22 protein-coding genes and 1 pseudogene are annotated in these 24,249 nt (G+C 60.1%); 12 read left to right on the forward strand and 11 right to left on the reverse strand.

The features are described 5' to 3' along the window. The first annotated feature begins 11 nt into the window (after positions 1–11). Positions 12–554, forward strand: coding sequence for a DUF2058 domain-containing protein (locus tag FFS64_RS10550; RefSeq protein WP_137805339.1), 543 nt, complete (start codon positions 12–14; stop codon positions 552–554). Positions 555–624: 70 nt separating this feature from the next. Here the strand turns inward: FFS64_RS10550 and FFS64_RS10555 are convergent, their stop codons facing one another. From FFS64_RS10555 to FFS64_RS10580, 6 genes are all read right to left on the reverse strand, one after another. After that, positions 625–813 carry a hypothetical protein gene (locus tag FFS64_RS10555; protein ID WP_137805340.1) on the reverse strand — a complete coding sequence of 63 codons (189 nt, stop codon included), beginning with the start codon at positions 811–813 and terminating at the stop codon, positions 625–627. A 411-nt stretch (positions 814–1,224) separates the two neighbouring features. Further along, the gene (fabB, locus tag FFS64_RS10560) at positions 1,225–2,445 is read right to left on the reverse strand and encodes a beta-ketoacyl-ACP synthase I (protein WP_137805341.1); all 1,221 of its coding nucleotides are present in this window, start codon (positions 2,443–2,445) and stop codon (positions 1,225–1,227) included. Between the two features lie 11 nt (positions 2,446–2,456). Beyond that, entirely contained in the window at positions 2,457–2,972 is a 516-nt protein-coding gene (gene fabA / locus FFS64_RS10565; RefSeq protein WP_003179264.1) for a 3-hydroxyacyl-[acyl-carrier-protein] dehydratase FabA, read from the reverse strand. A 247-nt stretch (positions 2,973–3,219) separates the two neighbouring features. Then, positions 3,220–5,121 (reverse strand): ATP-binding protein, encoded by a 1,902-nt coding sequence (locus FFS64_RS10570; RefSeq protein ID WP_137805342.1) that lies wholly within the window; start codon positions 5,119–5,121, stop codon positions 3,220–3,222. After that, on the reverse strand, positions 5,118–6,050 hold the full coding sequence (locus FFS64_RS10575) for an ABC transporter substrate-binding protein (protein ID WP_137805343.1): 933 nt from the start codon (positions 6,048–6,050) through the stop codon (positions 5,118–5,120). The genes FFS64_RS10570 and FFS64_RS10575 overlap by 4 nt, the downstream gene beginning before the upstream one ends. After that, complete coding sequence (locus tag FFS64_RS10580) at positions 6,051–8,174, reverse strand: TonB-dependent siderophore receptor (RefSeq protein WP_137805344.1); 2,124 nt, start codon at positions 8,172–8,174, stop codon at positions 6,051–6,053. 195 nt (positions 8,175–8,369) lie between these two features. Between FFS64_RS10580 and FFS64_RS10585 the strand changes: the two genes are divergently transcribed. The 10 genes from FFS64_RS10585 (at position 8,370) to FFS64_RS10630 (ending at position 17,042) form a co-directional block, all read left to right on the forward strand. After that, complete coding sequence (locus FFS64_RS10585; protein WP_137805345.1) at positions 8,370–9,395, forward strand: NAD(P)H-dependent glycerol-3-phosphate dehydrogenase; 1,026 nt, start codon at positions 8,370–8,372, stop codon at positions 9,393–9,395. 30 nt (positions 9,396–9,425) lie between these two features. Next, positions 9,426–9,773, forward strand: a complete 348-nt coding sequence (locus FFS64_RS10590) for a DUF4389 domain-containing protein (RefSeq protein WP_095195762.1) — start codon at positions 9,426–9,428, stop codon at positions 9,771–9,773. After that, a complete protein-coding gene (gene sixA, locus FFS64_RS10595) occupies positions 9,770–10,225 on the forward strand; it encodes a phosphohistidine phosphatase SixA (protein WP_137805346.1) in 456 nt (151 codons plus the stop codon). Before FFS64_RS10590 ends, sixA begins: the two co-directional genes overlap by 4 nt. Before the next feature lie 168 nt (positions 10,226–10,393). Then, positions 10,394–12,061: an AMP-binding protein gene (locus FFS64_RS10600; RefSeq protein WP_137805347.1), complete on the forward strand. Its 1,668-nt coding sequence runs from the start codon at positions 10,394–10,396 to the stop codon at positions 12,059–12,061. Between the two features lie 33 nt (positions 12,062–12,094). Continuing rightward, positions 12,095–12,538 carry a hotdog fold thioesterase gene (locus FFS64_RS10605; protein WP_137805348.1) on the forward strand — a complete coding sequence of 148 codons (444 nt, stop codon included), beginning with the start codon at positions 12,095–12,097 and terminating at the stop codon, positions 12,536–12,538. 207 nt (positions 12,539–12,745) lie between these two features. Continuing rightward, on the forward strand, positions 12,746–13,549 hold the full coding sequence (locus FFS64_RS10610) for an alpha/beta fold hydrolase (RefSeq protein WP_137805349.1): 804 nt from the start codon (positions 12,746–12,748) through the stop codon (positions 13,547–13,549). Beyond that, a complete protein-coding gene (locus tag FFS64_RS10615) occupies positions 13,546–14,400 on the forward strand; it encodes an alpha/beta hydrolase (RefSeq protein ID WP_137805350.1) in 855 nt (284 codons plus the stop codon). The genes FFS64_RS10610 and FFS64_RS10615 overlap by 4 nt, the downstream gene beginning before the upstream one ends. Positions 14,401–14,450: 50 nt before the next feature. After that, positions 14,451–15,110: a glutathione S-transferase family protein gene (locus FFS64_RS10620; RefSeq protein ID WP_137805351.1), complete on the forward strand. Its 660-nt coding sequence runs from the start codon at positions 14,451–14,453 to the stop codon at positions 15,108–15,110. Between the two features lie 8 nt (positions 15,111–15,118). Continuing rightward, complete coding sequence (locus FFS64_RS10625; protein ID WP_137805352.1) at positions 15,119–15,925, forward strand: DUF4892 domain-containing protein; 807 nt, start codon at positions 15,119–15,121, stop codon at positions 15,923–15,925. A 70-nt stretch (positions 15,926–15,995) separates the two neighbouring features. After that, on the forward strand, positions 15,996–17,042 hold the full coding sequence (locus FFS64_RS10630) for an AI-2E family transporter (protein ID WP_137805353.1): 1,047 nt from the start codon (positions 15,996–15,998) through the stop codon (positions 17,040–17,042). An 85-nt stretch (positions 17,043–17,127) separates the two neighbouring features. Here FFS64_RS10630 and FFS64_RS10635 read toward each other — a convergent pair whose 3' ends face one another. Then, the gene (locus FFS64_RS10635) at positions 17,128–18,453 is read right to left on the reverse strand and encodes a putative porin (protein WP_095195753.1); all 1,326 of its coding nucleotides are present in this window, start codon (positions 18,451–18,453) and stop codon (positions 17,128–17,130) included. Between the two features lie 283 nt (positions 18,454–18,736). On the opposite strand from FFS64_RS10635, the gene FFS64_RS10640 reads away from it, so the two are divergent. Then, positions 18,737–19,861, forward strand: a complete 1,125-nt coding sequence (locus FFS64_RS10640) for a GNAT family N-acetyltransferase (RefSeq protein ID WP_137805354.1) — start codon at positions 18,737–18,739, stop codon at positions 19,859–19,861. 127 nt (positions 19,862–19,988) lie between these two features. Here the strand turns inward: FFS64_RS10640 and FFS64_RS10645 are convergent, their stop codons facing one another. From FFS64_RS10645 to FFS64_RS10660, 4 genes and pseudogenes are all read right to left on the reverse strand, one after another. Beyond that, on the reverse strand, positions 19,989–21,821 hold the full coding sequence (locus tag FFS64_RS10645; RefSeq protein WP_137805355.1) for an ABC transporter ATP-binding protein: 1,833 nt from the start codon (positions 21,819–21,821) through the stop codon (positions 19,989–19,991). A gap of 92 nt (positions 21,822–21,913) precedes the next feature. Then, positions 21,914–22,471 carry a peptidylprolyl isomerase gene (locus FFS64_RS10650; protein WP_137805356.1) on the reverse strand — a complete coding sequence of 186 codons (558 nt, stop codon included), beginning with the start codon at positions 22,469–22,471 and terminating at the stop codon, positions 21,914–21,916. A 3-nt stretch (positions 22,472–22,474) separates the two neighbouring features. Beyond that, positions 22,475–23,280 (reverse strand): annotated as a pseudogene (locus FFS64_RS10655) (alpha/beta fold hydrolase). Positions 23,281–23,294: 14 nt separating this feature from the next. Beyond that, complete coding sequence (locus FFS64_RS10660) at positions 23,295–24,218, reverse strand: LysR family transcriptional regulator (protein WP_137805358.1); 924 nt, start codon at positions 24,216–24,218, stop codon at positions 23,295–23,297. Positions 24,219–24,249: the final 31 nt, after the last annotated feature.

Below are 24,249 nucleotides of genomic sequence, written 5' to 3' on the forward strand. Positions count from 1 at the left end.
TAATAAGCACCATGAGCATTTCCCTTCGCGACCAGTTGCTCAAAGCAGGGCTGGTCAACCAGAAGCAGGCCAAGCAGGTCAGCAAAGACAAGCAGAAACAGCAGCGCCTGGCCCACAAGGGTCAGATCGAACTGGATGATTCCCAGCAGCGTGCCGCCCAGGAAGCCATGGCCGAGAAGGTCAAGCGCGATCAGGAGCTCAACCGCCAGCAGCAGGAAAAAGCCGAGGCCAAGGCCCGTGCCGCGCAGGTCAAGCAATTGATCGAAGCCACGCGCCTGCCGAAGTTGACGACCGAGGACTACTACAACTTCGTCGACGACAAGAAGGTCAAGCGCCTCTCGGTCAACACGCTGATGCGCAACAAGCTCAGCAATGGATCGTTGGCCATCGTGCATCACGCCGGCGGTTATGAAGTGATCCCGCGGGAAGCAGCCCTGAAGATCCAGGAGCGCGATCCGCAGCGCATCGTGCAGATGAACGTCAAGACCGAAGAGGTCAGCACCGAGGACGATCCGTACGCGGCGTACCAGATCCCTGATGATCTGATGTGGTGATTGACTGAAGACTGCAACAACGACAAACCCTGCTCATGGCGGGGTTTGTCGTTTTCAATGCAGTCATTGCTCAAGCGGAGCGTAGCGCTCGTTGCTGCTCCAGAATTTCCAGTTCGGCCTTGTAGTTGTGGGCGTCTTTCTCGGAATGGAACATCCCGACCAGCAGGTCCTGTTGGTACACATCCCAGATCCGGACACCGGCGGCTACGCCTTCATGGGACATATGTGAATCGTCGCGTTCAGTTACTTTTACAGTCATCTGCTAGCTCCAATCTCTGTTATCTGCAGCAAGGCGTGTGCAGGACTCTGTTATAGATTTTGTTAGCCTGCTAAGTAAACGACTGAGTTTGGAAAGGGTTTTTTGCAAAAATGGAAACAGTCCTGCAGCCCGCGAAAACCGCGGCATTCAGTCGCAGGGCGTTAGGTTTCATGACAAAAGCTTCATGTTCGCAGCGATGAAAACGGCGGGCTGGCTTTAGTGCATTGAACACCAAAAGACCTGTGGGAGCTGGCTTGCCAGCGATAGCGGAGTATCAGGCAGCATAAATATTTACAGTGCCGACGCCATCGCAGGCAAGCCAGCTCCCACAGGTTTTGCGGTGATTTTCAGGACGAAAAAAAACGCCCCGAACAGTCGGGGCGTTTTCATGTGCGGCTCAGCGGCGGGGGATTACTTACCCTGCCAGCGCTTCAGTACCAGGGTGGCGTTGGTGCCACCGAAACCGAAGCTGTTGCTCATCACGGTGTCGATCTTGGCGTTTTCCTGGGTCTTGGTCAGTACCGGCAGGTCGGCCACTTCAGGGTCCAGCTCATCGATGTTGGCGGAGCCGGCAATGAAGTTGCCTTCCATCATCAGCATGCAGTAGATCGCTTCGTGAACGCCGGCGGCGCCCAGGGAGTGACCCGACAGGCTCTTGGTGGAGCTGATGGCAGGAGCCTTGTCGCCGAACACTTCACGCACACCTTTCATTTCCGCGACGTCGCCGACCGGGGTCGAAGTGCCGTGGGTGTTCAGGTAGTCGATCGGGGTGTCGACGGTGGACAGCGCCTGCTGCATGCAGCGGATCGCGCCTTCGCCACTAGGGGCAACCATGTCGTAGCCGTCGGAGGTCGCGCCGTAGCCGACGATTTCCGCGTAGATCTTTGCGCCACGGGCCAGAGCGTGTTCCAGCTCCTCGACCACGACCATGCCGCCGCCGCCGGCGATGACGAAACCGTCACGGTCGGCATCGTAGGCACGGGAGGCTTGTTCCGGGGTGTCGTTGCGCTTGCTGGACAGGGCGCCCATGGCGTCGAACAGGAACGACTGGCTCCAGTGTTCTTCTTCACCGCCGCCGGCAAAAACGATGTCCTGCTTGCCCATCTGGATCTGTTCCATGGCGGTACCGATGCAGTGAGCACTGGTGGCGCAGGCAGAAGCGATGGAGTAGTTCAGGCCCTTGATTTTGAACGGGGTGGCCAGGCAAGCGGAAACAGTGCTGCTCATGGTCCGCGTTACACGGTATGGGCCGACGCGCTTGACGCCTTTCTCGCGCAGGATGTCCAGCGCTTCCATCTGGTTCAGCGTGGAGGCGCCACCGGAACCGGCGATCAGGCCGGTACGCGGGTTGGACACTTGCTCTTCGGTCAGGCCGGAGTCAGTGATGGCGTCTTTCATGGCCAGGTAGGCATAAGCCGCCGCGTGGCCGACGAAGCGATAGATCTTGCGATCGATCAGTTCTTCAAGGTTGAGGTCAATGGAGCCGGAAACCTGGCTACGCAGACCCATTTCGGCATATTCCGGGTTGAACCGGATGCCAGGGCGGCTTGCACGCAGGTTAGCGGAGACGGTCTCTTTGTCATTGCCCAGGCACGAAACGATGCCCAGACCAGTGATAACGACGCGGCGCATGCGAATAACCCTTAGAAGTTGTCAGTGGAGGTGAACACGCCGACCCGGAGGCCTTCGGCGGTGTAGATTTCGCGACCGTCGACAGTGACCGAACCGTCGGCGATGGCCAGGTTCAGCTTGCCCTTGAGGACGCGCTTGATATGAATGTTATAGGTGACTTTCTTGGCGGTCGGCAGGACCTGGCCGAAGAATTTCACTTCGCCCGAACCCAGGGCGCGACCGCGGCCTGGCAGGCCTTGCCAACCGAGGAAGAAGCCGACCAGTTGCCACATGGCGTCGAGGCCCAAGCAGCCCGGCATCACCGGATCGCCTTCGAAGTGGCAGGCGAAGAACCACAGGTCCGGAGTGATATCCAGCTCGGCGACCAATTCACCTTTGCCGTACTTGCCACCCTCTTCGCTGATCAGGGTGATGCGATCAACCATCAGCATGTTCGGGGCGGGCAGTTGCGCGTTACCTGGGCCGAACAGCTCACCGCGACTGCAGCGCAGCAGGTCTTCCCGGGTAAAGGCGTTTTGTTTGGTCATGCGAGCTCCTCAATAGTCCCATGCGGCAGGTGGGGCAAATCTTCCCGGCCGATCGAAGCGTTCATGCCTCGAACCGGCAGCCTACTCATAGACTATTGCGTTGTGGTGAAAGTCACAGCACCAAGGACATGAATGTACACTTGTGCACTGAAATTTTTATTCAAGCCCCTTTTCGGGCCTGTTCGGGTGCCTAAGACTGCCGCACTTTCGCCTTTCACGCCAGTCGCAGATGCTCGAAAGGCCTGTACTACTGCACCCAGCGCTGCAGAATTTGCTGAAGATCAGTACGTTTGAAGGGCTTGGCCAGATAATCGTTCATCCCCGCCGACAAACAGGCTTCGCGATCCCCCTGCAGGGCATTGGCGGTCAGGGCGATGATCGGCAAGTCGGTGCAACCGGGCAGCTGGCGAATCTGCCGGGTGGCCTCATAACCATCGATGACCGGTAATCGGCAGTCCATCAGGATCGCTTCGAAAATCAGGCTCTCGGCACTGCGCACCGCTTGCGCGCCATCGGCGGCGACGCTGACAGTAAAGCCCAGGCTGCGCAACATGGCTTCGATGACCGTCTGATTGACCGGGTTGTCCTCGACCAGCAACACATTGCGACCTTCGCCATCATCATTACCGGTGGGCGCCCGCGGCGTCAGCACAGGCAGCGGCTGCTGATAAAGCGCCAGCGGGATTTCCAGCGTGAACACCGAGCCACGGCCTTCTTCACTCTGGGCCCGCAGGGTACCGCCCATGCGTTCGGCCAGTGTGCGGGCAATCGGCAGGCCCAGGCCGGTGCCGCCGTAACGTCTTGAAATAGAACTGTCGGCCTGTTGAAACGCGTTGAACATCAATTCCAGGCTCTCGGCCGCAATGCCGATCCCGCTGTCGCGCACGGTGCAGGTGAACCACAACAGTTCGTGATCCAGTGATTGCCACTGCGGTTCGATGGAGACGCGGCCCTGCTCGGTGAATTTCAGCGCGTTGCCTATCAGGTTGACCAGAATCTGCCGGATCCGCGTCGGATCGCCTTGCACCTGCAACTCCCGCATATCCTCCGGAATGTGCAATTGCAGATCGAGGCCACGTTGAGCGGCGCTGTGCTGGAACGACTGCGCACAGGCGCCGATCAGGTCGGCGAGGTTGAACGGAATGTGTTCCAGCTCCAGTTCCGAGCGCTCGATGCGTGAGAAATCCAGAATGTCGTTGATGACTTTGAGCAAATGCTCGGTGGACTCCGAAGCCAGCGCCGCGTATTCGACCTGCTCCGGCGTCATATCCGTGGTCTCAAGCAACTGAAGCATGCCCAGCACGCCATTCATCGGCGTGCGCAGTTCGTGGCTCATCATCGCGAGGAAGTCGGACTTGGCATTGTTGGCCTTTTCCGCTTCTTCGCGGGTCTGGATCAACTGTGCCATGGCCTGGTGCTGTTCGCGGCTGGCCTGTTCGAGGCCGCTGGCGAGGTTATTGATGTGCTGCGACAGTGCGCCCAGCTCGGTGTCATCGACAATGGGCAGCGGCGTTTTGTAGTCGCCGTCCTGGATGGCCTTGACCGCGTTGCCGATGTCGCGGATCGGTTGCGACAGGCTGCCCGCCAGGCGCCGGGCGAGGATGAAAGTAAACAGCAGGGCGAACAGGGCCAGGATCGCGGCCTTGAACAGGATCTCCTGCTGGCGCTGACTGAACGCATCATTGGACAGGCCGACGATCACCCGGCCCAGATAGTCCTCGGCGGGGGCGTTGGTGGCGACCTTGTTGTTCTGGAAGAAGTCGTTGTGCAGCGGGATCCGTTGCAATCGCACCGGCGCCTGGAACACTTCGACCTGGTGCGGGCGGGCGTGGTTGGCTGACGGTTGTTCGACATACACCAGAATCCGGTTGGCGCTGTCCTGGATTTCCAGGAACCGTACGTTGGGCGTGGCCAGTGTGGCCTTGAGCAAACTTTCCAGCACTTCGTTGTTGCCGGAAATCACCCCGTATTCGGTGGCCGGGGCCAGTTGGTTGGCGATGAGTTGCCCGGTGTGGTTCAGCTCCTGGCGCAGATCCTGGATTCGCACAAAGGTAAAGAAGCTGATCAACAGCAATGTCAGCAGCAGGGCAGGGCCGAGGCTGATGAGCTGGGTCCGGGTGTTGATGTCCCAACGGCGGCGGAAGGTCATGGGCGGCGTTCTCTTTCAGCCAACAGTGTTGCGACAGACGCTTCGTTTATCTGTTCAATACCTAATGAACGAGCCACCTGCGGGTTGCTTGAGACTTTGAAGCGAAGCGGGTAGTACGTGCGCGGCCAGGTAGCGGGTGGCAAGTCGAGCAATTCATCGAGAATGGTTAGCCAGTCGTTCTGATCGCTGTAGGTGCTGGCCAGGCTCCCGGCCCTGACGAAGCCAGCGTTGGGGCCGATCAGTGCCCGTTGTCGTGAGTAACTGCTGAGCAGCAGGTTTTTGGCGGTTTTCGGGTTGTACAGATCGGGGTCATCCAGGCCCAGCAGCACATCGCTGTTGTTCAGCAAGGTTTGCAATGGACGGCTGTCGTGGATGTTGTCCCATCGCTCGGTAACCACTTCAAGCCCGAGAGGAAGAGCAGCCCGGCGCAATTCTTTCAATAGAAACTCGCTGTGTTCGTCGTACAGCACGCCGACCCGTTTGACTTGGGGCAGTAGCAGTCGGGTCAGGCGCAATTGACGCTCCAGCGGCGGGTCGCTCCAGAGCAGGCTGAGGTACTGGGGCAGATTGTCGCCCAAGTGTTGTCGAGCTTGCAGGCGGCTGATGCGCAACACCAGTGTCGCCGGGCCTTGATCGTCTTGCAGGCGCCAATCGAGGCTCGGCAAGTCGAGCAGAATCAAGCGGATGTCGTCCGCCAGTTTTCCCGGTGACGGCAGGTCGGCCAACGGCTGGAAGCGTACGCGATCGCCGGGGCGCAATTCGCGCAGGGCCTGGACGAAGGTTTGCACGCCAGGACTGTCTTCGGCCCCCGTCAATAAAATCTCCACGGCATTGGCCGAAAGACTGCCCAGCCAGCCGCTGAACACCAGGCACAGCATCGCCAGCAGGCGACCGATGCCTGGCGTCTTGCGTGGCGGACAATGTGCCATTTAAAACGCCAGTTCCGCGCTGAAGTACATCACCCGACGCTCATCGTAGTTGTTGTCGACGAAGGTGGTGGGCTGATTATCGAGACGTTGCTGGAGTACGCCGGCCAGTTCCAGGCTGGCCTTGCCCAGGCCGATACGTTTGGCAATGCGGGTGTCGACCCGCTCGAACCGATAGCCATTGAGTGCATCGTCGCCATAGTAGAAAAGTGCACTGTTCCAGCCATGGCCCCAGTCCCGCATCCAGCCGGCGGAACCGCTGTTGTTAGCGGTCTGTCGTGCGTCTTGGGGATCGCTCGCGTCGGCATCGACGTAGGCATAGGTCAGGCGCAATCGGTCGGCATTGCCGATTCTCCAGTCGAGTTGGGTTTCAGCCCCCGAAAAGCGCGCCGTGTTGCTGTTACTGGCGATGAACTGATTGTTGCGCAGCGGTTCGCTGATCATGCCGGTGATCTCGTCATGGAACAGCTTCACATCGATCGCCAGCCCCCACTCGGCAAAATAGCCGTTGTAGCCCAGTTCCCGCGATCGCATATGTTCTTGATCAAGGTCACCAGGGCCGCGGGTCTTGACGAAATAACGGGCGCTGGACCGGCCATAGGCAGCGGGCTGCAGGTTGGTGACCTGGTAACTCCAGTTGACGCTGTTCTCGAACATGTCCGGTGAACGGATGGCTTCGGAATACACCGCGCGCAAACCATGGCGCGGGTTGATCAGGTAATTGACCGCCACCCTCGGGGTCAGCGAGCTGCCGATCAACTGCGTGTCTTCGAACATGGCGCCGCCCTGCAGCAACCAATGTTCACTGGCACGCCATTCGAGCTGGCCGAATGCACGCCACGTGGTGTCATCAAGGGTGCCATTGAAGTAGGTCTCGGAATCTGCCCGGTCGTAACGATAGTTCAAGCCGCTGACCAGGCGCAGGCTAGCGGACAGGCTCAGGGTGTCCTGCAGTTCGAGGTCGTAGCGTGTCTCCCGGGTGCTTTGGTCGATGTCGCCGCAAACCGTCTGCCGGGCGCCGTTGCGCCATTGGTCGAGTACCTGATTGGCCAATGCCTGTTGGCCAGGACCGCCGGCGGGCGCACCGGGACCGATGAAACGCTCGATGTTGCGTGCCAGGCGTTCGGTGTAATTCGGGTTGAGCTGCCAGAGTTCGGTCAGCTGCGGGCTGAACGACACCTCGGCATCACAGGCGCGCCAGGTTTGCTGTCGATCCCAATGCTGCGCCGAGCCCTGGATGTACAGGCTGTGATCGGGATTGATGTCGAGGTTCCAGCGCAGCGAGCCGGCGTAGTCCTTGGCGGTGACGTCGGAATTGTTTCCGGAACTGGTAATCCCGGAAAACACCGGCCGGTAGGTATAAGGCCGCTGGTTGCTGCCTTCTTTGGCATTCAATTGCCAATCGATGCTTTGCCGCTCATTGAGTGCCTGGCTGACGGCCAGGTTGAAGCGGTTCAGGCGGCGGCTGTCGCGGTAATCGGCGCCGTTGCGATCAGTGTCGAAGCCATCATCCTGCTGGCCGGACAGCGACAGGCGCAAGTCGCCGTCATCCCATCCCACGCCCTGGCTGGCATAAAAGTCGTTGATGCCGCGCTGGCCGCGGGTGACTTTCATCCGCGTACCGTGGCTGTCGGCCGGATTGCGCGTGATGATGTTGACCACCGCCATCAGCGCATTGGCGCCATAGCTGACGGTGTTCGGGCCGCGGAAAACCTCGATGCGCTCGATGTCTTCCATGGCCACCGGAATGTCGCTCCAGTCCACCGTGGACAGGCCGGCACGGTAGACCGAGCGACCATCGATCAAGACCTGCATGCGCCGCGCTTCGGTGGCATTGGTCCCGTGATAGTTCACCACCGCCTGATTGCCGCTGATGTTGCCGACCATCATGCCCGGCACCAGCCGCAGCACTTCGCTGATGTCGCGGGCACCGCTGGCGTTGATCAGGGCATTGTCGATCACCGTCATGCTCCCCGGCACGGCGGCCGGCGACTGCTTCAGGCGCGTGGCCGTGAGCACTTGCGGCAGCGGATCGCTGTCGAGGAACAGATCGTCGGCCAGCAATGGAGAGCTGAAGACCAGCGCCAGTACCAGCGGCGAGCGGGGTGAAGGCGAACCCAATGACACAACACATCCTTGTTATTAATTGTTGGCGCGCATGTTAACCGAGCTGGATCACTTTTCCAGTCACGATGTCAGCACTTTCCTCGGTTTTATCGAACTTCTTTGCTCGTGCGCGGGTAATTGACGCGGGGGCTGGCCGCCACTGGGCCGCTCCGTATAATGCCGACATCGCCACTGGTATGGATTAACGGATTGCATATGACTGAACAGCGCCCGATTGCGGTCCTGGGAGGCGGAAGTTTTGGTACCGCCGTGGCTAACCTGCTGGCTGAAAACGGACATCAGGTCTTGCAGTGGATGCGTGACCCCGAACAGGCCGAGGCCATCCGGGTCAACCGCGAGAACCCGCGTTATCTCAAAGGCATCAAGATTTTGCCGGGTGTGACCGCGGTCACCGATCTGCAAGCCACCCTGGAGGCCTGCGACCTGAGTTTCGTCGCATTGCCGTCCAGCGCATTGCGCTCGGTGCTGGCGCCACATGCCGAACGGCTAAGCGGCAAGCTACTGGTAAGCCTGACCAAGGGCATCGAAGCCCACACCTTCAAACTGATGAGCCAGATCCTCGAAGAGATCGCCCCGCAAGCACGTATCGGCGTGTTGTCCGGGCCGAACCTGGCCCGTGAAATCGCCGAACACGCGCTGACCGCCACGGTGGTCGCCAGTGAAGACGAAGAACTCTGCGAACGGGTTCAAGCCGTGCTGCATGGCCGTACCTTTCGTGTGTACGCCAGCGGCGACCGTTTCGGCGTGGAGCTGGGCGGGGCGTTGAAAAATGTCTACGCAATCATCGCCGGCATGGCGGTGGCAATGGGCATGGGCGAAAACACCAAGAGCATGCTGATCACCCGGGCTCTGGCGGAAATGACCCGCTTCGCGGTGAATCAGGGCGCCAACCCGATGACTTTCCTCGGTCTGGCGGGCGTGGGTGACTTGATCGTGACCTGCTCATCGCCCAAAAGCCGTAACTATCAGGTCGGGTTTGCCCTCGGCCAGGGGTTGAGCCTGGAAGAGGCGGTCAACCGTCTGGGCGAAGTGGCCGAAGGCGTGAACACCCTCAAGGTACTCAAGGCCAAAGCCCAGGAAGTGGGCGTGTACATGCCGCTGGTCGCCGGGCTGCACGCGATCCTGTTCGAAGGGCGCACGCTTGAACAGGTGATCGGGCTGCTGATGCGCGGCGAACCGAAAACCGACGTCGACTTTATTTCCACCAGCGGCTTCAACTGAGCCCTCAACGCAACAGGAACGGAGCGAAACATGAGCGATCAAAAAGTAGAAGCCAAATACGAGTCCATCCTGCTGCGGGTGTTGTGGATGATCGTCTTTGTGCTGGTCTGGCAAGTGGCGCAATTCATCCTTGGCGCCTTGGTGCTGGTGCAGTTGATCTATCGTTTGATCTATGGCGCCCCGAGCGCCAGCCTGATGAACTTCGGCGATAGTCTGAGCCAGTTTTTGGCGCAGATCGGTCGTTTCGGCAGTTTTCATAGCGACCAGAAGCCTTGGCCGTTCGCCGATTGGCCAGCGCCGCGTACGCCGGAAGGTGAAGCGCCGCACGTCGTGGCACCCGCCCCGCATCCGGCCCGAGATGAGGAACCCAAGCTATGAAACTCTGGGTATTGCGTCATGGTGAAGCCGAGCCACACGGTTCCAAGCCCCACGATTCGGAACGGGAACTGACTGCTAACGGTCGTGCAGAAGTACTGCTTGCTGCCGCCAACCTGATTGGCCAGCCGCTGACAGCGATTTATGCCAGTCCTTACACGCGAGCGCAGCAGACTGCGCAACTGGTAAAAGACACCTTGGGTTTCGAACCGGAGATTCGCACCGTTGAGTGGCTGACCCCGGATTTCGATCCCGACAGGGTTACCGACCAGCTGAAGTCGGTGACCAATGTGCTGCTGGTTTCTCATAATCCGCTGGTAGGGCATCTGCTCAGTTACCTGCAACACGGCGCGGGTCATCCGCCGGAGAGGCTCAGCACCGCCGGCCTGGCTGAGCTGGAAAGCAATGAATTGCTGATCGGGGCGATGAAGCTAAACAGCATCAAGCATCCGTAAAGCAAAAGATCGCAGCCTACGGCAGCTCCTACATTGGAATGTGAATCCCCTGTAGGAGCTGCCGCAGGCTGCGATCTTTTGATTTTGTTTTTTTCTGTAAAAAATCCAACCAAGCACTTGCTTGGTTAGCTACGCTTGCTCCACAACAAAAACAAAGGAGCGAGTCGCATGTCTGCTGCTTTCCGTTTGCCGCTGGACGTGTTTTATGAGCGTGAGGCCCGTCACCCCCGTCAACGCTTTCTGGTCCAGCCCATCGGCGGCGGACAGGTCGAGACACTGACCTGGGCCGACGTCGGTCATCAGGCCCGCTGCGCGGCACACTGGTTGCGGTCGCGGGAACTGCCCCAGGGCAGTCACATCGCCCTGATCTCGAAAAACTGTGCGCACTGGATCATTGCCGACCTGGCGATCTGGATGGCCGGGCATGTCTCGGTGCCGCTGTACCCGAACCTTACCGCCGAGTCCGTGGCCCAGGTGCTGGAACACTCGGAGGCGGCGCTGGCCTTTATCGGCAAACTCGATGACTGGCCCGGCATGTCCCGTGGGGTCAACCCGGACCTGGTGACCATCAGCCTGCCGCTGCATCCACCGGGCGACTTCGATTTCAGCTGGGCCGATCTGCAACACAGCACGCCGATCCAGGACGACCCGAAACCCGGCGCCGATCAACTGGCGACCATCATCTACACCTCCGGCACCACCGGCATGCCCAAAGGGGTGATGCACAGCTTCGGCACGCTGGGATTCGCCACCACCCGCGGCACGCAGTTGTTCGGCCTGAATGAGTCGGACCGACTGCTGTCTTATCTGCCACTTTGTCACGTTGCCGAGCGGATGTTCGTCGAACTGGCGTCGATCTACACCGGGCAAACTGTGTTTTTTGCCGAAAGCCTCGACACCTTCCTCGACGATCTGCGCCGCGCCCGGCCGACGGCGATGTTTGGCGTGCCGCGCATCTGGACCAAATTCCAGATGGGGGTGTACAGCAAGATTCCGGCAAAACGCCTCGACTTCCTGCTTGGCCTGCCGATCATCGGCAATCGCGTCGGGCACAAAGTCCTCGCCGGGCTGGGGCTGGATGCCTTGCGCGTGGCGTTGTCCGGCGCCGCGCCAGTGCCGCTGACGTTGTTGCGCTGGTATCAAAAGCTTGGGCTTGATGTGCTGGAGGTCTACGGCATGACCGAAAGTTGCGGCTATTCGCACATTTGCCTGCCGGGCCAGTACAAGGAAGGCTGGATCGGCAAGCCCTGCCCGGAAGTCGAAGTACGGATCGATGAGTCGGGCGAGGTACAGGTGCGTAGCGGCGCGACCATGCTCGGGTACTTCAAGGATCCGCAGAAAACCGCAGATACCATCACCGGGGACGGTTTCCTGCGCACCGGCGACAAAGGTGAAGAGGACGCCGAAGGCAACCTGCGCCTGACGGGGCGCCTGAAGGAAATCTTCAAGACCAGCAAAGGCAAATACGTGGCGCCGGCACCCATCGAAAATCGCCTGGCGGTGCATTCGCGTATCGAGCAGGTGTGCGTGGTGGGCGATGGCTTGAGTGCGCCGCTTGGCCTGTGCGTGCTGTCGGCGGTGGGGCAGCAGGACGCAGGCGGAACGGCGCGCGCCGGCTTGCATTCGAGCCTGGAGAAACTGCTGGAAGAGGTCAACGCGGCCCTTGATAAGCACGAGCGCTTGCGGCGTCTGGTGGTGGTCAAGGACAGCTGGGCCGTGGAAAACGGCTTCCTCACGCCGACCCTGAAGATCAAGCGCAACGTGATCGAAGCAGCCTATGGCGCCCGCTTCGAAGAATGGAGCGAGCGCAGCGAAGTGGTGCTGTGGCAGGATTGAGACACGAATAAAACCAACAAGGAAAAATCGGCGATGAGTCTGTGGCGCACCATTCCCAACATCGAACAGTTGAATGCTTTTCAGAAAAACACCATCGGCGAAGTGCTGGATATCCGTTTCGAAGCCGTCGATGACGATTCTTTGACCGCGAGCATGGTCATCGATCACCGCACCCATCAGCCTTACGGCTTGCTGCATGGCGGTGCCTCGGTGGTGCTGGCCGAGACCGTCGGTTCCATGGCCAGTTTCCTGTGCATCGACTCCAGCAAGTTCTACTGCGTGGGTCTGGAAATCAACGCCAACCATCTTCGTGGCTTGCGCAGTGGAAGGGTGACGGCGGTGGCCAAGCCGATCCACATCGGCCGCACGACCCATGTCTGGGACATTCGCTTGACCAGCGACGAGGGCAAGGCCAGTTGCGTGTCGCGGTTGACCATGGCGGTGGTGCCGTTGGGTGAGAATCCGCCGGTACGTTGACCAGCAGGAGCAAAGCTTGCTCGCGATGGTCGTCAACGATAACGCTGAGACCCTGCCACTCCGTGGCGTTAGGTCCATCGCGAGCGAACTCGCTCCTGCATGATCAGCATGACCGGACTGTCATCATTCCTGTCAGTTACGGTCATTGCCGCGGGACGCGGTCTTACGGACAATCAACACCTGTTCTCGCTCATGGATTTGCCGGTTATGTCGCAACAGATATTTTTCGCCCATGCCAATGGATTCCCTTCGGGCACCTACGGCAAGTTGTTCGCGGCGCTGGCGCCCGAGTATCAGGTGACGCATCTGGAGCAGCACGCCCATGACCCGCGTTTTCCGGCGGACGACAATTGGTACAACCTGGTGGATGAGCTGATCCATCACCTGCGGCAACAAGCAGAACCGGTGTGGGGTGTCGGCCATTCCTTCGGTGGTGTGCTGCACCTGCATGCCGCGTTGCGTTGCCCCGAGCTGTATCGCGGGGTGGTGATGCTCGATTCGCCGGTATTGACCCGTGCCGATCAATGGGTGATCCGTACCGCCAAGCGCTTCGGCTTCATCGACAAGCTGACGCCCGCTGGCCGTACGCTGGGACGACGCGAAGAATTCGCCGACCTCGAAAGCGCCCGCCGCTATTTCGCCGGTAAAACCCTGTTTCGCGGTTTCGACCCGGACTGTTTCGATGCTTACCTGCAATACGGTTTGCAGCAGGTTGGCGACAAGCTGCGCCTGCGTTTCGATCCGGCCACGGAAATCAGCATCTATCGGGGCGTGCCCCACACCAGCCCGGGCCGTGCCCGGCAGTTGAAAGTGCCGCTGGCGGTGGTTCGCGGGCACAAGAGCAGGGTGGTGATGCGTCATCACGCCAGTTCGGTCGGGCGCATGCCGCTCGGCGAAGCCCTGACCATGCCCGGAGGTCACATGTTTCCCCTCGAACGGCCTCAGGATACTGCCGCGATGCTGAAGAACCTGTTCAGTCGCTGGGACGGTCGCCAACAGGATTGCGCATGAGCAGCGTCGTCGAAGAGGTTCGCCTGAGCCTGCCGCACATCGAGCTGGCGGCACACCTGTTCGGTCCCGAAGACGGTTTGCCGGTGATTGCCTTGCACGGCTGGCTCGACAACGCCAACAGTTTCGCCCGGCTGGCACCGAAGCTCAAAGGCCTGCGCATCATTGCCCTGGACATGGCCGGTCACGGTCATTCTGGGCATCGCCCGAGCGGCGCCGGCTACGCCATGTGGGACTACGCACACGATGTGCTGCAAGTCGCCGAACAGCTTGGCTTGCGCCGATTTGCACTGATGGGGCATTCCATGGGGGCGATCGCTTCCTTGATCATCGCCGGTTCGTTGCCGGATCGGGTCACACATCTGGCGTTGATCGACGGCGTCATTCCTCCTACAGACAAAGGCGAAAATGCTGCCGAACGCATGGGCATGGCCCTGCAGGCGCAGCTGGATCTGCGGGAAAAACGCAAACCGGTCTACAACACGCTCGAACGGGCGATCGAGGCGCGCATGAAGGGCTTGGTGGCGGTCAGTCGCGAAGCCGCGGAGTTACTGGCCCAGCGTGGCTTGATGCCGGTGCCGGGGGGTTACACCTGGCGCACCGACAACCGCCTCACGCTGCCATCGCCGCTACGCCTGACCACTGAACAAGCCATGGCCTTCGTCCAGCGCGTCAGTTGTCCTGCAAAACTGGTGGTGGCTGCCGACGGCATGCTCGCCAAACACCCCGAATTGCTGGAGCGTCTACCCTTTAGCCGTGAACAGCTGCCAGGTGGCCATCATTTGCACCTGAATGACGAGTCCGGTGCCGACCTTGTCGCAGACTGTTTCAATCGGTTTTTCGCCGTTCCTTGACTTGCGCCGGTCAACTGTCGAGGCTGGGCGGGTTGAAATGGGAGACAACCATGATAGATCTGTACACCGCTGCGACCCCAAATGGCCACAAGGTCTCTATCGTGCTCGAGGAACTCGGCCTGCCTTATACGGTGCACGCCTTGAGTTTCGACAAAAAGGAACAGAAGTCCCCGGACTTCCTCAAGATCAACCCCAATGGCCGGATTCCGGCGATTGTCGACCGCGCCAACGGCGATTTCGCCGTGTTCGAATCCGGCGCCATCCTGATTTACCTCGCTGAAATGACCGGCAAACTGTTGCCCGCCGACCCCAAGGGGCGCTCGGTGGCGTTGCAGTGGCTGATGTTCCAGATGGGCGGGATCGGCCCGATGCAGGGGCAGGCCAACGTGTTTTTCCGTTACTTCCCGGAAAAACTCCAGGGCGCCATCGACCGCTATCAACATGAAACCCGGCGCCTCTACGAAGTGCTCGATACGCGTCTGCAAGACGTTGAGTATCTTGCCGGCGAATACAGCATTGCCGATATTGCGACGTTCCCCTGGGTTCGTGGCTACGAGTGGTCCGGTGTTCCGGTGGATGGCCTGACGGCGTTGCAGCGCTGGATGGCAACCATGGAGGCGCGGCCGGCGGTGCAGCGCGGGTTGCTGATTCCTGAACGCACCGATGACGCCAGCGTCGTCAAGGGTGCCCAGGCCATGCTGATCCGATGAGTCTATCGATGCGTTCTCTCAGTCTGCTGGCGCTGTGCAGTTTCAGTCCCTTGTTGTTTGCCGCTGATATACCGGGCAGTCAGGACCTGCCGATCGTGCCACGCATGGTCGATGCGCAGATCGTCGACTATCGCCAGGCGGTCGAACTTGAGCGGATTTATCCCCTGGGTTCGATCCGTAAGATCAGCGGCCAGTTGCGCTTCGATGGCCAGGTCAGCGCCCGTGGCAACGCCACGTCGGTGACTTATGAACTGCCACCGGAGCATTCGGCGACGCAAGCTTTCACCGCTGCCCGCGAAGCCTTGCAGAAGCAGGACGCCCAGTTGCTGTTCTGGTGCCAGGCCCGTGATTGCGGCGAAAGCAGCCTGTGGGCCAACGAGGTGTTCGGCAACGCCAAACTCTACGGCTCGGACAATGAGCAGGCGTACCTGCTGTTGCGCCTGGCGGCACCGAAGGACAACACGCTGGTGGCGCTCTACAGCATCACGCGTGGCAATCGCAAAGCTTATTTGCACGTCGAACAGTTCGAGGCTGCGGCACCTCTTGGCGATTTGCGGCCGACGTCCTCGACTTTGCTGCGCGAACTCAAAAGCACTGGCGAACTCGATTTCCCCAAGCTGACCGATGCACCCGATGACACCTGGGTGCGCTTGATCTCCCGTGGCCTGAACCTGGACACGACGCTGCGAGTCAGTGTTTCCGGTCCGACTGCCGAAGCCTGGCGTCAGGCGCTGATCGACCAGGGCGTGCGTGCCGCGCGACTGGAAACCGGTAGCATCGAAGGCTCTGGCCTGCACATCCAACTGTTGCGATAAGCTTTATCGGGCGAACGCGTATCGAAGCGTTCGCCTACTCTTTTGCTGACTGATTTATTCGAGATTTCAAATGATCAATAACGATCGGCTGTTGGTGCAGATCCTGCTCCTGGTGCTGTTTGGCGCCAGCTTCTGGGTGATGGCGCCGTTCTGGTCAGCGCTGTTCTGGGGGGCGGTGCTGGCGTTCGCCAGTTGGCCGCTCATGCGTCTGCTGACCCGCTGGCTCAATGGTCGCGAATCCCTGGCGGCAGCGGTGTTGACCGTGGGCTGGATGGTGCTGGTGGCGGCGCCACTGGTGTGGCTGGGATTCAACCTGGCGGATCATGTACGTGATGCCGTGGCGTTCATCAAGGATGTGCAGATGGATGGCCTGCCGGAAGCGCCGGTCTGGCTGGGCGGTATTCCGTTGGTGGGCGGGCGTCTGATGGGGATCTGGAACAGCATCGACCAGCAGGGCGCGGCGATGATGGTGTCGCTCAAACCCTACTTCGGGCAGGTCGGTAACTGGCTGCTGGCGCGCAGTGCGCAGATCGGCGGCGGCATTCTCGAACTGACCTTGAGCATTGTCTTCGTGTTCTTTTTCTATCGTGACGGGCCACGGTTGGCGGCGTTTGTTCATAGCCTGCTGGAGCGCCTGATCGGCAAGCGTGCCGGGTATTACATCGAACTGGTGGCGGGCACGGTGCAGCGGGTCGTGAACGGGGTGATCGGCACGGCGGCGGCCCAGGCGGTGCTGGCGTTGACCGGGTTCCTGATTGCCGGGGTGCCGGGGGCGCTGGTGCTTGGTATCGTGACGTTCCTGCTCAGCCTGATTCCCATGGGGCCACCGCTGGTGTGGATCCCGGCCACGGCCTGGCTGGTCTGGCAAGGTGAGTACGGAATGGCGGTGTTCCTCGGGATCTGGGGCACATTCATCATCAGCGGCGTGGACAACGTCCTCAAGCCGTACCTGATTAGTCGCGGCGGGAACTTGCCGTTGGTGATCGTGCTGCTGGGGGTATTTGGCGGTTTGATCGCGTTCGGTTTCATCGGATTGTTCATCGGTCCGACGTTGCTGGCGGTGGCGTACAGTTTGTTGACCGACTGGAGCAAGAGTCAGGCAGGAAAGCAGCTGTAAGCTGCAAGCTGCAAGCTGCAAGCTGCAAGCTGCAAGCAATGCGCTTGAACTTGTGGCTTGCAGCTTGCAGCTTGTCGCTGCCTCTTTAGAACTTCGCTTCGGCATCCAGTTGCAGGGTGTTGATGTCCGAATCCTTGAGGGTGGCGTTGGTGTAGTCGGAGTTCGCCATGAAGTACGTCGCACCCAGGGTGAAGTTCTTGTCCAGCTCGTAGCTCACTTTCAGCTTGCTGCCGCGCGAACCGGTGAAGCCGTTGGCGAAGTCGGAGTCGGTGAAGGCACCCACCACGGCGTTACGCTGTACATCGCGGTAGTTGTAATCCAGACCGAAGCCATAGACCTTGGTTTTGACACCGGCCAGCCAGCCCATGTCCTGGTCGTTGCTGGCATCGTCGTTGTTGACGACTTGACCGTACAACGACAGCGGCATTGGCAGGCCGCCGATGTCGATCTGACCAAAGCCTTCGTACAGTTTGAACTGCTCGCCCGGGCTGTTGCCGTTGACGGCCAGTGCGCATGGCGCGGTGACGGTGCCGGAGGTAGGGCAGGCGCTGTCCTGGTCGTTGTCGTAGGCGTAGATGCTGCCGCCCAACGTCATTTTCAGGTTGTCGGTGATGGCGAAGCGTGCGCCCAACTGGCCGGCGTAAAGACGCAGGTCGTGCTTGAACTGCACGCCTTCGCCGTCGACGTTGTCCTTGAGTGTGTAGTGACCGGCGCTACCGAACAGCTCGGTGGAACCGCCCAATGGGTACTTGTAAGTGACTGCCAGACCTTCCGGGTTGATGTCGCTATCCCAGATGATGTCGCCCATGCTTACCCATGGTTGCGGCATCTTGCCGCCGATCAGGTGCAGGTTTTTGATGGCGTCGGGGTGGTAGTCCACGTAGCCCTGGTCCAGCCAGATCTGCTTCTTGTCGAAGTAGTTGTTCAGGTCCTGGTTGGTGGAGCGGGCGTCGTCGCTGCTGCCGGTAGCGATACGGATACCGGTGTCGACCTGGGAGTTGATCTCCGTGTAGGCACCCAGACGGGCACGAATGCGTTGGCGATCCGAGTCTTTGTTGTTGGAGACGCCGTCGTTCTTGATGGTTTCCTGACGGAAACGCACGTCGCCCTTGAATTGGGTCTTGGCAGCCCAGGCCAGTTTCTGGTCGAAGGTACTCAGTTCGTTGGTTTTCTTCGCGGTGGCCGCGATCTGCTCGTTGGTCTCTTGCTGAGCCTGGCGGGCGATTTGCTGTTCTTTCTGATCCCTGGCCAGCTCGGCTTGCAGTTCGCTGTACTGCGCGTTGGTAATCGAACCGTTAGCCTTGAGCATGTCGAGCAGTTTGGCGTCGACTGCGGCGCTGGCAGGAACACTCATGGCCAGCAACAGACCACCACACAGGGCTGCCGCAGTTTTCGTGGAAGCAAGACGCATATCAATCTCCGAAGATGAGAGTGGATGACTGAGCCATCCCGGGCACAACCGACCATTGATGGACGGAAAACAGTGGCCGGGCTATAACCCGGCGCTCTAAAAACAGGCGCCAGTATCGCGACGGTTTATGACAGGGCGGTGGCAATGTGATGGCATGTCGATGACGATACGAAGTCTTCGCGAACTATTGAGCTAGAGCGCTGTCGTCGATTTGATCGTGTGCAATGGATGGCGATGCGCGATACTCGCGAGGCTTTCACGCCATGAATGAGTGAGGATGGTGATGCCGTTGCAACGCCTGCAAAGTCTGTCCGAAATCGCCCCGCACACGTGGGACGCCCTGGTGCCCGAGAATCAGCCGTTTCTGTGTCACGCATTCCTCAGCGCGCTGGAGGACAGTGGTAGCGTCGGTCCTCATTCCGGTTGGCAGCCTGAACATTTGCTGCATGTCGAAGGCGATCGGTTGATCGCCGCACTGCCCAGCTACCGCAAATGGCATTCCTACGGCGAGTACGTGTTCGATCACGCCTGGGCTGATGCCTGTGAGCGTGCCGGTATCGATTACTACCCCAAACTCTTGACCGCCGTGCCATTCAGCCCGGTCTGCGGCCCGCGTTTGCTGGCAGCCAGCGTCGAGGACGGCTTCGAACTGTTGAAAAGCCTGCCGGGCTATCTGGAGATCGAACAACTCTCCAGTGCCCACATCAACTTCACCGACCCGTTCACCGATGCGGCATTGGCCGAACAACCGGGTTGGTTGCAACGCATCGGCTGTCAGTACCATTGGCAGAATCGCGACTATCGGGACTTCCAGGATTTCCTCGACGCCCTGAGTTCGCGCAAACGCAAACAGATGCGCAAGGAGCGCGAGCAAGTGGCGGGGCAGGGCTTCGAATTCGAATGGCTTGAAGGTCGGCAACTGACCCAGGCACAGTGGGATTTTGTCTATGCCTGCTACGCCAATACCTACGCGGTGCGTCGGCAAAGACCTTACCTGACGCGAGCGTTTTTCAGCCTGCTGGCCGAGCGCATGCCGCAGTCGATTCGCGTGGTATTGGCCAAACAAGGTTCACGGCCGGTGGCGATGGCGTTCAGTCTGGTGGGGGGCGACAGTTTTTACGGTCGTTACTGGGGTTGTCTGGCGGAGTTCGACCGCCTGCACTTCGAAACCTGTTTCTACCAGGGCATGGACTATGCGATTGCCAATGGCTTCCAGCGCTTCGATGCCGGCGCCCAGGGTGAGCATAAATTGATCCGCGGGTTTGAACCGGTGATCACCCATTCCTGGCACTACCTGCGCCATCCCGGGCTAAAGGCCGCGGTCAAGGACTTCCTGCATCAGGAACGGGTGGGGGTGCTGGCGTATGCCGAGGATGCGCGGACGGCGTTGCCATATCGGCAGGAGTGATTGGGGGATCACACTAACTCCTGTGGGAGCGAGCCTGCTCGCGAAGGCGGAGTGTCAAGCAACAATGTTGTCAACTGATGCACCGCTTTCGCGAGCAGGCTCGCTCCCACAGGGTTTGTAGTTTTGGTCAATCGATTCCGACAAACCCGCCCGTCTGGTGCTGCCATAACCGCGCATACAAACCCCCATGGGCCAGCAGTTCGGCGTGGCTGCCGGTTTCGGCGATCTTGCCGTTTTCCAGCACCACCAGCCGGTCCATGCGGGCGATGGTCGAGAGCCGGTGGGCGATGGCGATCACGGTTTTGCCCTGCATCAGGGTTTCCAGGCTTTCCTGGATCGCCGCTTCCACTTCCGAATCCAGTGCCGACGTGGCTTCGTCCATGATCAGGATCGGCGCGTCCTTGAGCAACACGCGGGCAATGGCGATCCGCTGACGCTGGCCGCCGGAGAGTTTCACCCCGCGTTCACCGACGTGGGCATCGAAGCCGATGCGGCCTTCGGCGTCTGACAGGGTGGGAATGAAACCATCGGCCCGCGCCTTGTGCACCGCTTCCCAGAGTTCGGTGTCGGTGGCGTCGGGTTTGCCATAAAGCAGATTGTCGCGGATCGAGCGATGCAGCAGGGACGTATCCTGGGTGATCATGCCGATACGTTCGCGCAGGCTTTCCTGGCTGACGTCGGCGATGTTCTGGCCATCGATGAGAATCTTCCCGCCTTCCACGTCGTACAGGCGCAGCAGCAGGTTGACCAGCGTCGACTTGCCGGCGCCGGACGGACCGATCAGGCCGATCTTTTCACCGGGTTTGATCGTCAGGTTGAGCCCGCCGATGATCCCGCTCTGCTTGCCGTAGTGGAAGTCCACGTCCTCGAAACGCACTTCGCCACGGGCCACGGCCAGGGGTTGGGCCTGGTCGCGGTCAGTGACGCTGACCGGTTGCGAGATGCTCTGCAAACCGTCCTGAACCATGCCGATGTTTTCGAAGATGCCGGTGACCACCCACATGATCCAGCCGGACATGTTGACGATCCGGATCACCAGCCCGGTGGCCAGGGCGATCGCGCCCACGGTGATCAGCGATTGCGTCCACAGCCATAGCGCCAGCCCGGTGGTGCAGACGATCAACAGGCCATTCATGCTGGTGATGACCACGTCCATGCTGGTGACGACACGGCCGGCGAGTTGGGCTTTTTCGGTTTGTTCCTTGATCGCTTCGCGGGCGTACTGTTGTTCGAAGTTGGTGTGGGCGAACAGCTTCAGGGTGGTGATGTTGGTGTAGCCATCGACGATCCGCCCCATGAGTTTGGAGCGCGCGTCGGAGGCAACCACCGAGCGATCCTTGACCCGTGGTACGAAGTAGTAGAGGGCGCTGATAAAGGCGACGATCCAGGTCAGCAACGGGATCATCAGGCGCCAGTCGGCTTCGGCGAACAGCACCAGCGAACTGATGGCGTAGATCAGCACGTGCCACAGCGCATCCACCGCTTGCACTGCTGAATCGCGCAGGGAGTTGCCGGTTTGCATGATGCGTTGGGCGATGCGCCCGGCGAAGTCGTTTTGGAAAAAATTCAGGCTCTGCTTGAGTACGTAACTGTGGTTTTGCCAGCGGATCAGGCTGGTCATGCTGGGGCTCAGGGTCTGGTGTACCAGCAAGTCATGCAGGCCAACGAACACCGGGCGCAGGATCAGCGCCACCACCACCATCCAGGCCAGTTCAACGCCATGTTCCTTGAAGAAGTCGGCGTTTGGAGTGCCCTGTGCCAGGTCGATGATGCGGCTCAGGTAGCTGAACAGCGCCACTTCAATCAGCGCGCCGAACAGGCCGACGATCAGCAGGGCAACGAAGCTCGGCCAGACCTGTTTGAGGTAATAGGTATAGAAAGGCAGGACCCGGTCCGGCGGTGCGGCAGTCGGGGCGTCGCGAAAGATGTCGATCAGTTTTTCAAAACGGCGATAAAGCATCGGTTTTTCACCCGCGAACGGGTACTCCTTCAACGGTTTGAGCGTTGCCGGTCAAACCGGCAAACGCTCGGACATCCCTGTCCAGCTTAGTCTCAGTCGATGCGCTTGGCCGACTTGATGAACACCGGGTCGGCCGGTACATCCTTCATGCCGCCGCGCACGGTGGTTGGCGAGTTGACGATGATATCGACCACATCCATGCCCTTGACCACTTTGCCGAACACCGCGTAGCCGTCACCCTGGTCGAGGAAATCGTTGTCCTTGACGTTGATGAAGAACTGGCTGGTGGCGGAATCCGGCACAGAAGTGCGCGCCATGGACAAGGTGCCACGAACGTTGACCAGGCCATTCTTGTGTTCGTTCTTGATCGGTGCCTTGGTTTCTTTTTGCTGCATCTGCTGAGTGAAGCCGCCGCCCTGGACCATGAAGCCCGGAATCACGCGGTGGAAAATCGTGTTGTTGTAAAAGCCGCTGTCCACATACTCAAGGAAGTTCTTGGTACTGATCGGGGCCTTGACCGGATCCAGTTCGATTTCGATCTGGCCGTTGGTGGTTTCCAGCAGAACGCGCGGCGCCTTGGCAGGCGTTGCGGCCATCAGGTTGGCGGCAAACAGAACGGAGCCGGCGGCGAGGGCAATTTTTTTCAGCATGGGTCAGTGATCCTGAGTGTGGTGGTATCGACTGCAGTGAGAAACTCGAGCAGTGTCTGGTTGAAGCGTTCGGGTTGGTCCAGCGGGGTGGCGTGGCGGGAGTCGGCAATCACCACCAGCCGCGCATCGGGCAGCAGTTTTACGTAGTTTTCCTTCAGCGCGACCGGTGTGTAATCACGGTCGGCGCTGACGATGAGGGTTGGACAGGACACTTTCGAAAGTCGTTCCTGAACCCCCCAGCCAACGATTGCATCGAAGCTGGCGAGATAAGCATGTTTGTCGTTTTTTGCCCAGCGTTCGGCCATTTTTTGTCGCAAATCCGCCTGCTCGGGCTTGGGGAACAATTTGCCTCCCAGGGCCTTGCCAATGGTGCGCAGGCTGAGGACGCGCATCAGGCTCCAGCGTTTGAACCACTGCCAGTAGTCGTCACGGCTGCGCAGTTTGACCTCGGGTGCGCTGTTGACGATGCACAGGCTCTTGAGCAATTGCGGCTGATCCACGGCCAGTTGAAAGCCGATCATGCCGCCCATGGACAGGCCCACAAAGTGGGTCGGGCCTAGGTTCAAATGCTCGATCAGTGCAATCAGGTCGGCGCTGAAACCGGCGATGCTGTAGCGCTCGCGGGGTTTGTCGGAGCGCCCGTGACCGCGTACATCGGGGACGATCACCCGGTAGCGCGCGGCCAGCGCGGGGATCTGTTTTTCCCAGTCCAGCGTGCTGGAACCCAGGCCGTGGACCAGTAGCAACGGCGTGCCGTGGCCATATTCCTCATAGTGCAGGTTACAACCTTCGTGTTCGAAATAGGCCATGGGTACACTCCGTGTCAGGCTTGTTCAGGGGCCGCGAAAGGTGCGTCCAGCGGCGCGGTGTCGAAAGTGCGCAGCAGTTCGATGAGGATCTGTGTGGCCGGCCCCAGTGGTTTGTCCTTGTTCGAATACAGGTAAAAACTCGGGTTGCGGCTACCGCCCTGATCCAACGGTAGCAGCTTGAGCGTGCCTTCTCGCAGTTCCCGTTCGATCATGTGCCTCGGCAACCAGGCAAACCCCAGGCCGCTGCTGACGAAGGTGGCTGCGGTGGCCAGGCTGCCGACGGTCCAGCGTTGCTCGGCGCCGAGCCAGCCGACGTCCCGTGGTTGCTGGCGACCGGAGTCGCGGATAACCACTTGCAGCTGGCTCTCCAGGTCCTGGAAATTCAGTTCACGGTTGAGGCGGTGCAGGGAGTGTTCCGGATGGGCGACCGCGACGAATTCGACATCGCTCAACTCCGCCCCCAGGTAACCAGGAATGCTGAAGCCGCTGATGGCCAGGTCGGCCACGCCTTCGAGCAGCACTTCTTCCACACCCGACAGCACCTCTTCGCGCAGACGCACCCGGCAGCCACGGCTTTGCGGCATGAACGCGGTCAGCGCACGGACGATGCGGGCGCTGGGGTATGCGGCGTCGACCACCAGGCGCACTTCGGCTTCCCAGCCTTGTTCCATGTGGTGGGCCAGGTCTTCCAGCTGGCTGGCCTGTTTCACCAGTTGCCGGGACCGGCGCAACAGCACGCCACCGGCTTCGGTGAGTACCGCTTTGCGGCCGTCGATGCGCAGCAGCGGCACGCCGAGCTGATCCTGCATGCGCGCCACGGTGTAGCTGACTGACGATTGCGAGCGGTGCAGCGCTTCGGCGGCCTGGGCGAAACCTCCGTGGTCGACCACGGCCTGAAGCGTTCGCCATTGATCAAGGGTCACGCGGGGCGCTTTCATGATGGGCTCCTATTGTCCTAAGCTGCGCAGT

It is taken from the genome of Pseudomonas sp. G(2018) (assembly GCF_005502415.1).
Taxonomy (GTDB): domain Bacteria; phylum Pseudomonadota; class Gammaproteobacteria; order Pseudomonadales; family Pseudomonadaceae; genus Aquipseudomonas.

Excerpts from the sequence above, each read along its gene's own strand:
- FFS64_RS10550 (WP_137805339.1), top strand. The coding sequence starts at position 12 with ATGAGCATTTCCCTTCGCGACCAGTTGCTCAAAGCAGGGCTGGTCAAC.
- FFS64_RS10555 (WP_137805340.1), bottom strand. The coding sequence starts at position 813 with ATGACTGTAAAAGTAACTGAACGCGACGATTCACATATGTCCCATGAA.
- fabB (WP_137805341.1), bottom strand. The coding sequence starts at position 2,445 with ATGCGCCGCGTCGTTATCACTGGTCTGGGCATCGTTTCGTGCCTGGGC.
- fabA (WP_003179264.1), bottom strand. The coding sequence starts at position 2,972 with ATGACCAAACAAAACGCCTTTACCCGGGAAGACCTGCTGCGCTGCAGT.
- FFS64_RS10570 (WP_137805342.1), bottom strand. The coding sequence starts at position 5,121 with ATGACCTTCCGCCGCCGTTGGGACATCAACACCCGGACCCAGCTCATC.
- FFS64_RS10575 (WP_137805343.1), bottom strand. The coding sequence starts at position 6,050 with ATGGCACATTGTCCGCCACGCAAGACGCCAGGCATCGGTCGCCTGCTG.
- FFS64_RS10585 (WP_137805345.1), top strand. The coding sequence starts at position 8,370 with ATGACTGAACAGCGCCCGATTGCGGTCCTGGGAGGCGGAAGTTTTGGT.
- FFS64_RS10590 (WP_095195762.1), top strand. The coding sequence starts at position 9,426 with ATGAGCGATCAAAAAGTAGAAGCCAAATACGAGTCCATCCTGCTGCGG.
- sixA (WP_137805346.1), top strand. The coding sequence starts at position 9,770 with ATGAAACTCTGGGTATTGCGTCATGGTGAAGCCGAGCCACACGGTTCC.
- FFS64_RS10600 (WP_137805347.1), top strand. The coding sequence starts at position 10,394 with ATGTCTGCTGCTTTCCGTTTGCCGCTGGACGTGTTTTATGAGCGTGAG.
- FFS64_RS10605 (WP_137805348.1), top strand. The coding sequence starts at position 12,095 with ATGAGTCTGTGGCGCACCATTCCCAACATCGAACAGTTGAATGCTTTT.
- FFS64_RS10610 (WP_137805349.1), top strand. The coding sequence starts at position 12,746 with ATGTCGCAACAGATATTTTTCGCCCATGCCAATGGATTCCCTTCGGGC.
- FFS64_RS10615 (WP_137805350.1), top strand. The coding sequence starts at position 13,546 with ATGAGCAGCGTCGTCGAAGAGGTTCGCCTGAGCCTGCCGCACATCGAG.
- FFS64_RS10620 (WP_137805351.1), top strand. The coding sequence starts at position 14,451 with ATGATAGATCTGTACACCGCTGCGACCCCAAATGGCCACAAGGTCTCT.
- FFS64_RS10625 (WP_137805352.1), top strand. The coding sequence starts at position 15,119 with ATGCGTTCTCTCAGTCTGCTGGCGCTGTGCAGTTTCAGTCCCTTGTTG.
- FFS64_RS10630 (WP_137805353.1), top strand. The coding sequence starts at position 15,996 with ATGATCAATAACGATCGGCTGTTGGTGCAGATCCTGCTCCTGGTGCTG.
- FFS64_RS10635 (WP_095195753.1), bottom strand. The coding sequence starts at position 18,453 with ATGCGTCTTGCTTCCACGAAAACTGCGGCAGCCCTGTGTGGTGGTCTG.
- FFS64_RS10640 (WP_137805354.1), top strand. The coding sequence starts at position 18,737 with ATGCCGTTGCAACGCCTGCAAAGTCTGTCCGAAATCGCCCCGCACACG.
- FFS64_RS10645 (WP_137805355.1), bottom strand. The coding sequence starts at position 21,821 with ATGCTTTATCGCCGTTTTGAAAAACTGATCGACATCTTTCGCGACGCC.
- FFS64_RS10650 (WP_137805356.1), bottom strand. The coding sequence starts at position 22,471 with ATGCTGAAAAAAATTGCCCTCGCCGCCGGCTCCGTTCTGTTTGCCGCC.
- FFS64_RS10660 (WP_137805358.1), bottom strand. The coding sequence starts at position 24,218 with ATGAAAGCGCCCCGCGTGACCCTTGATCAATGGCGAACGCTTCAGGCC.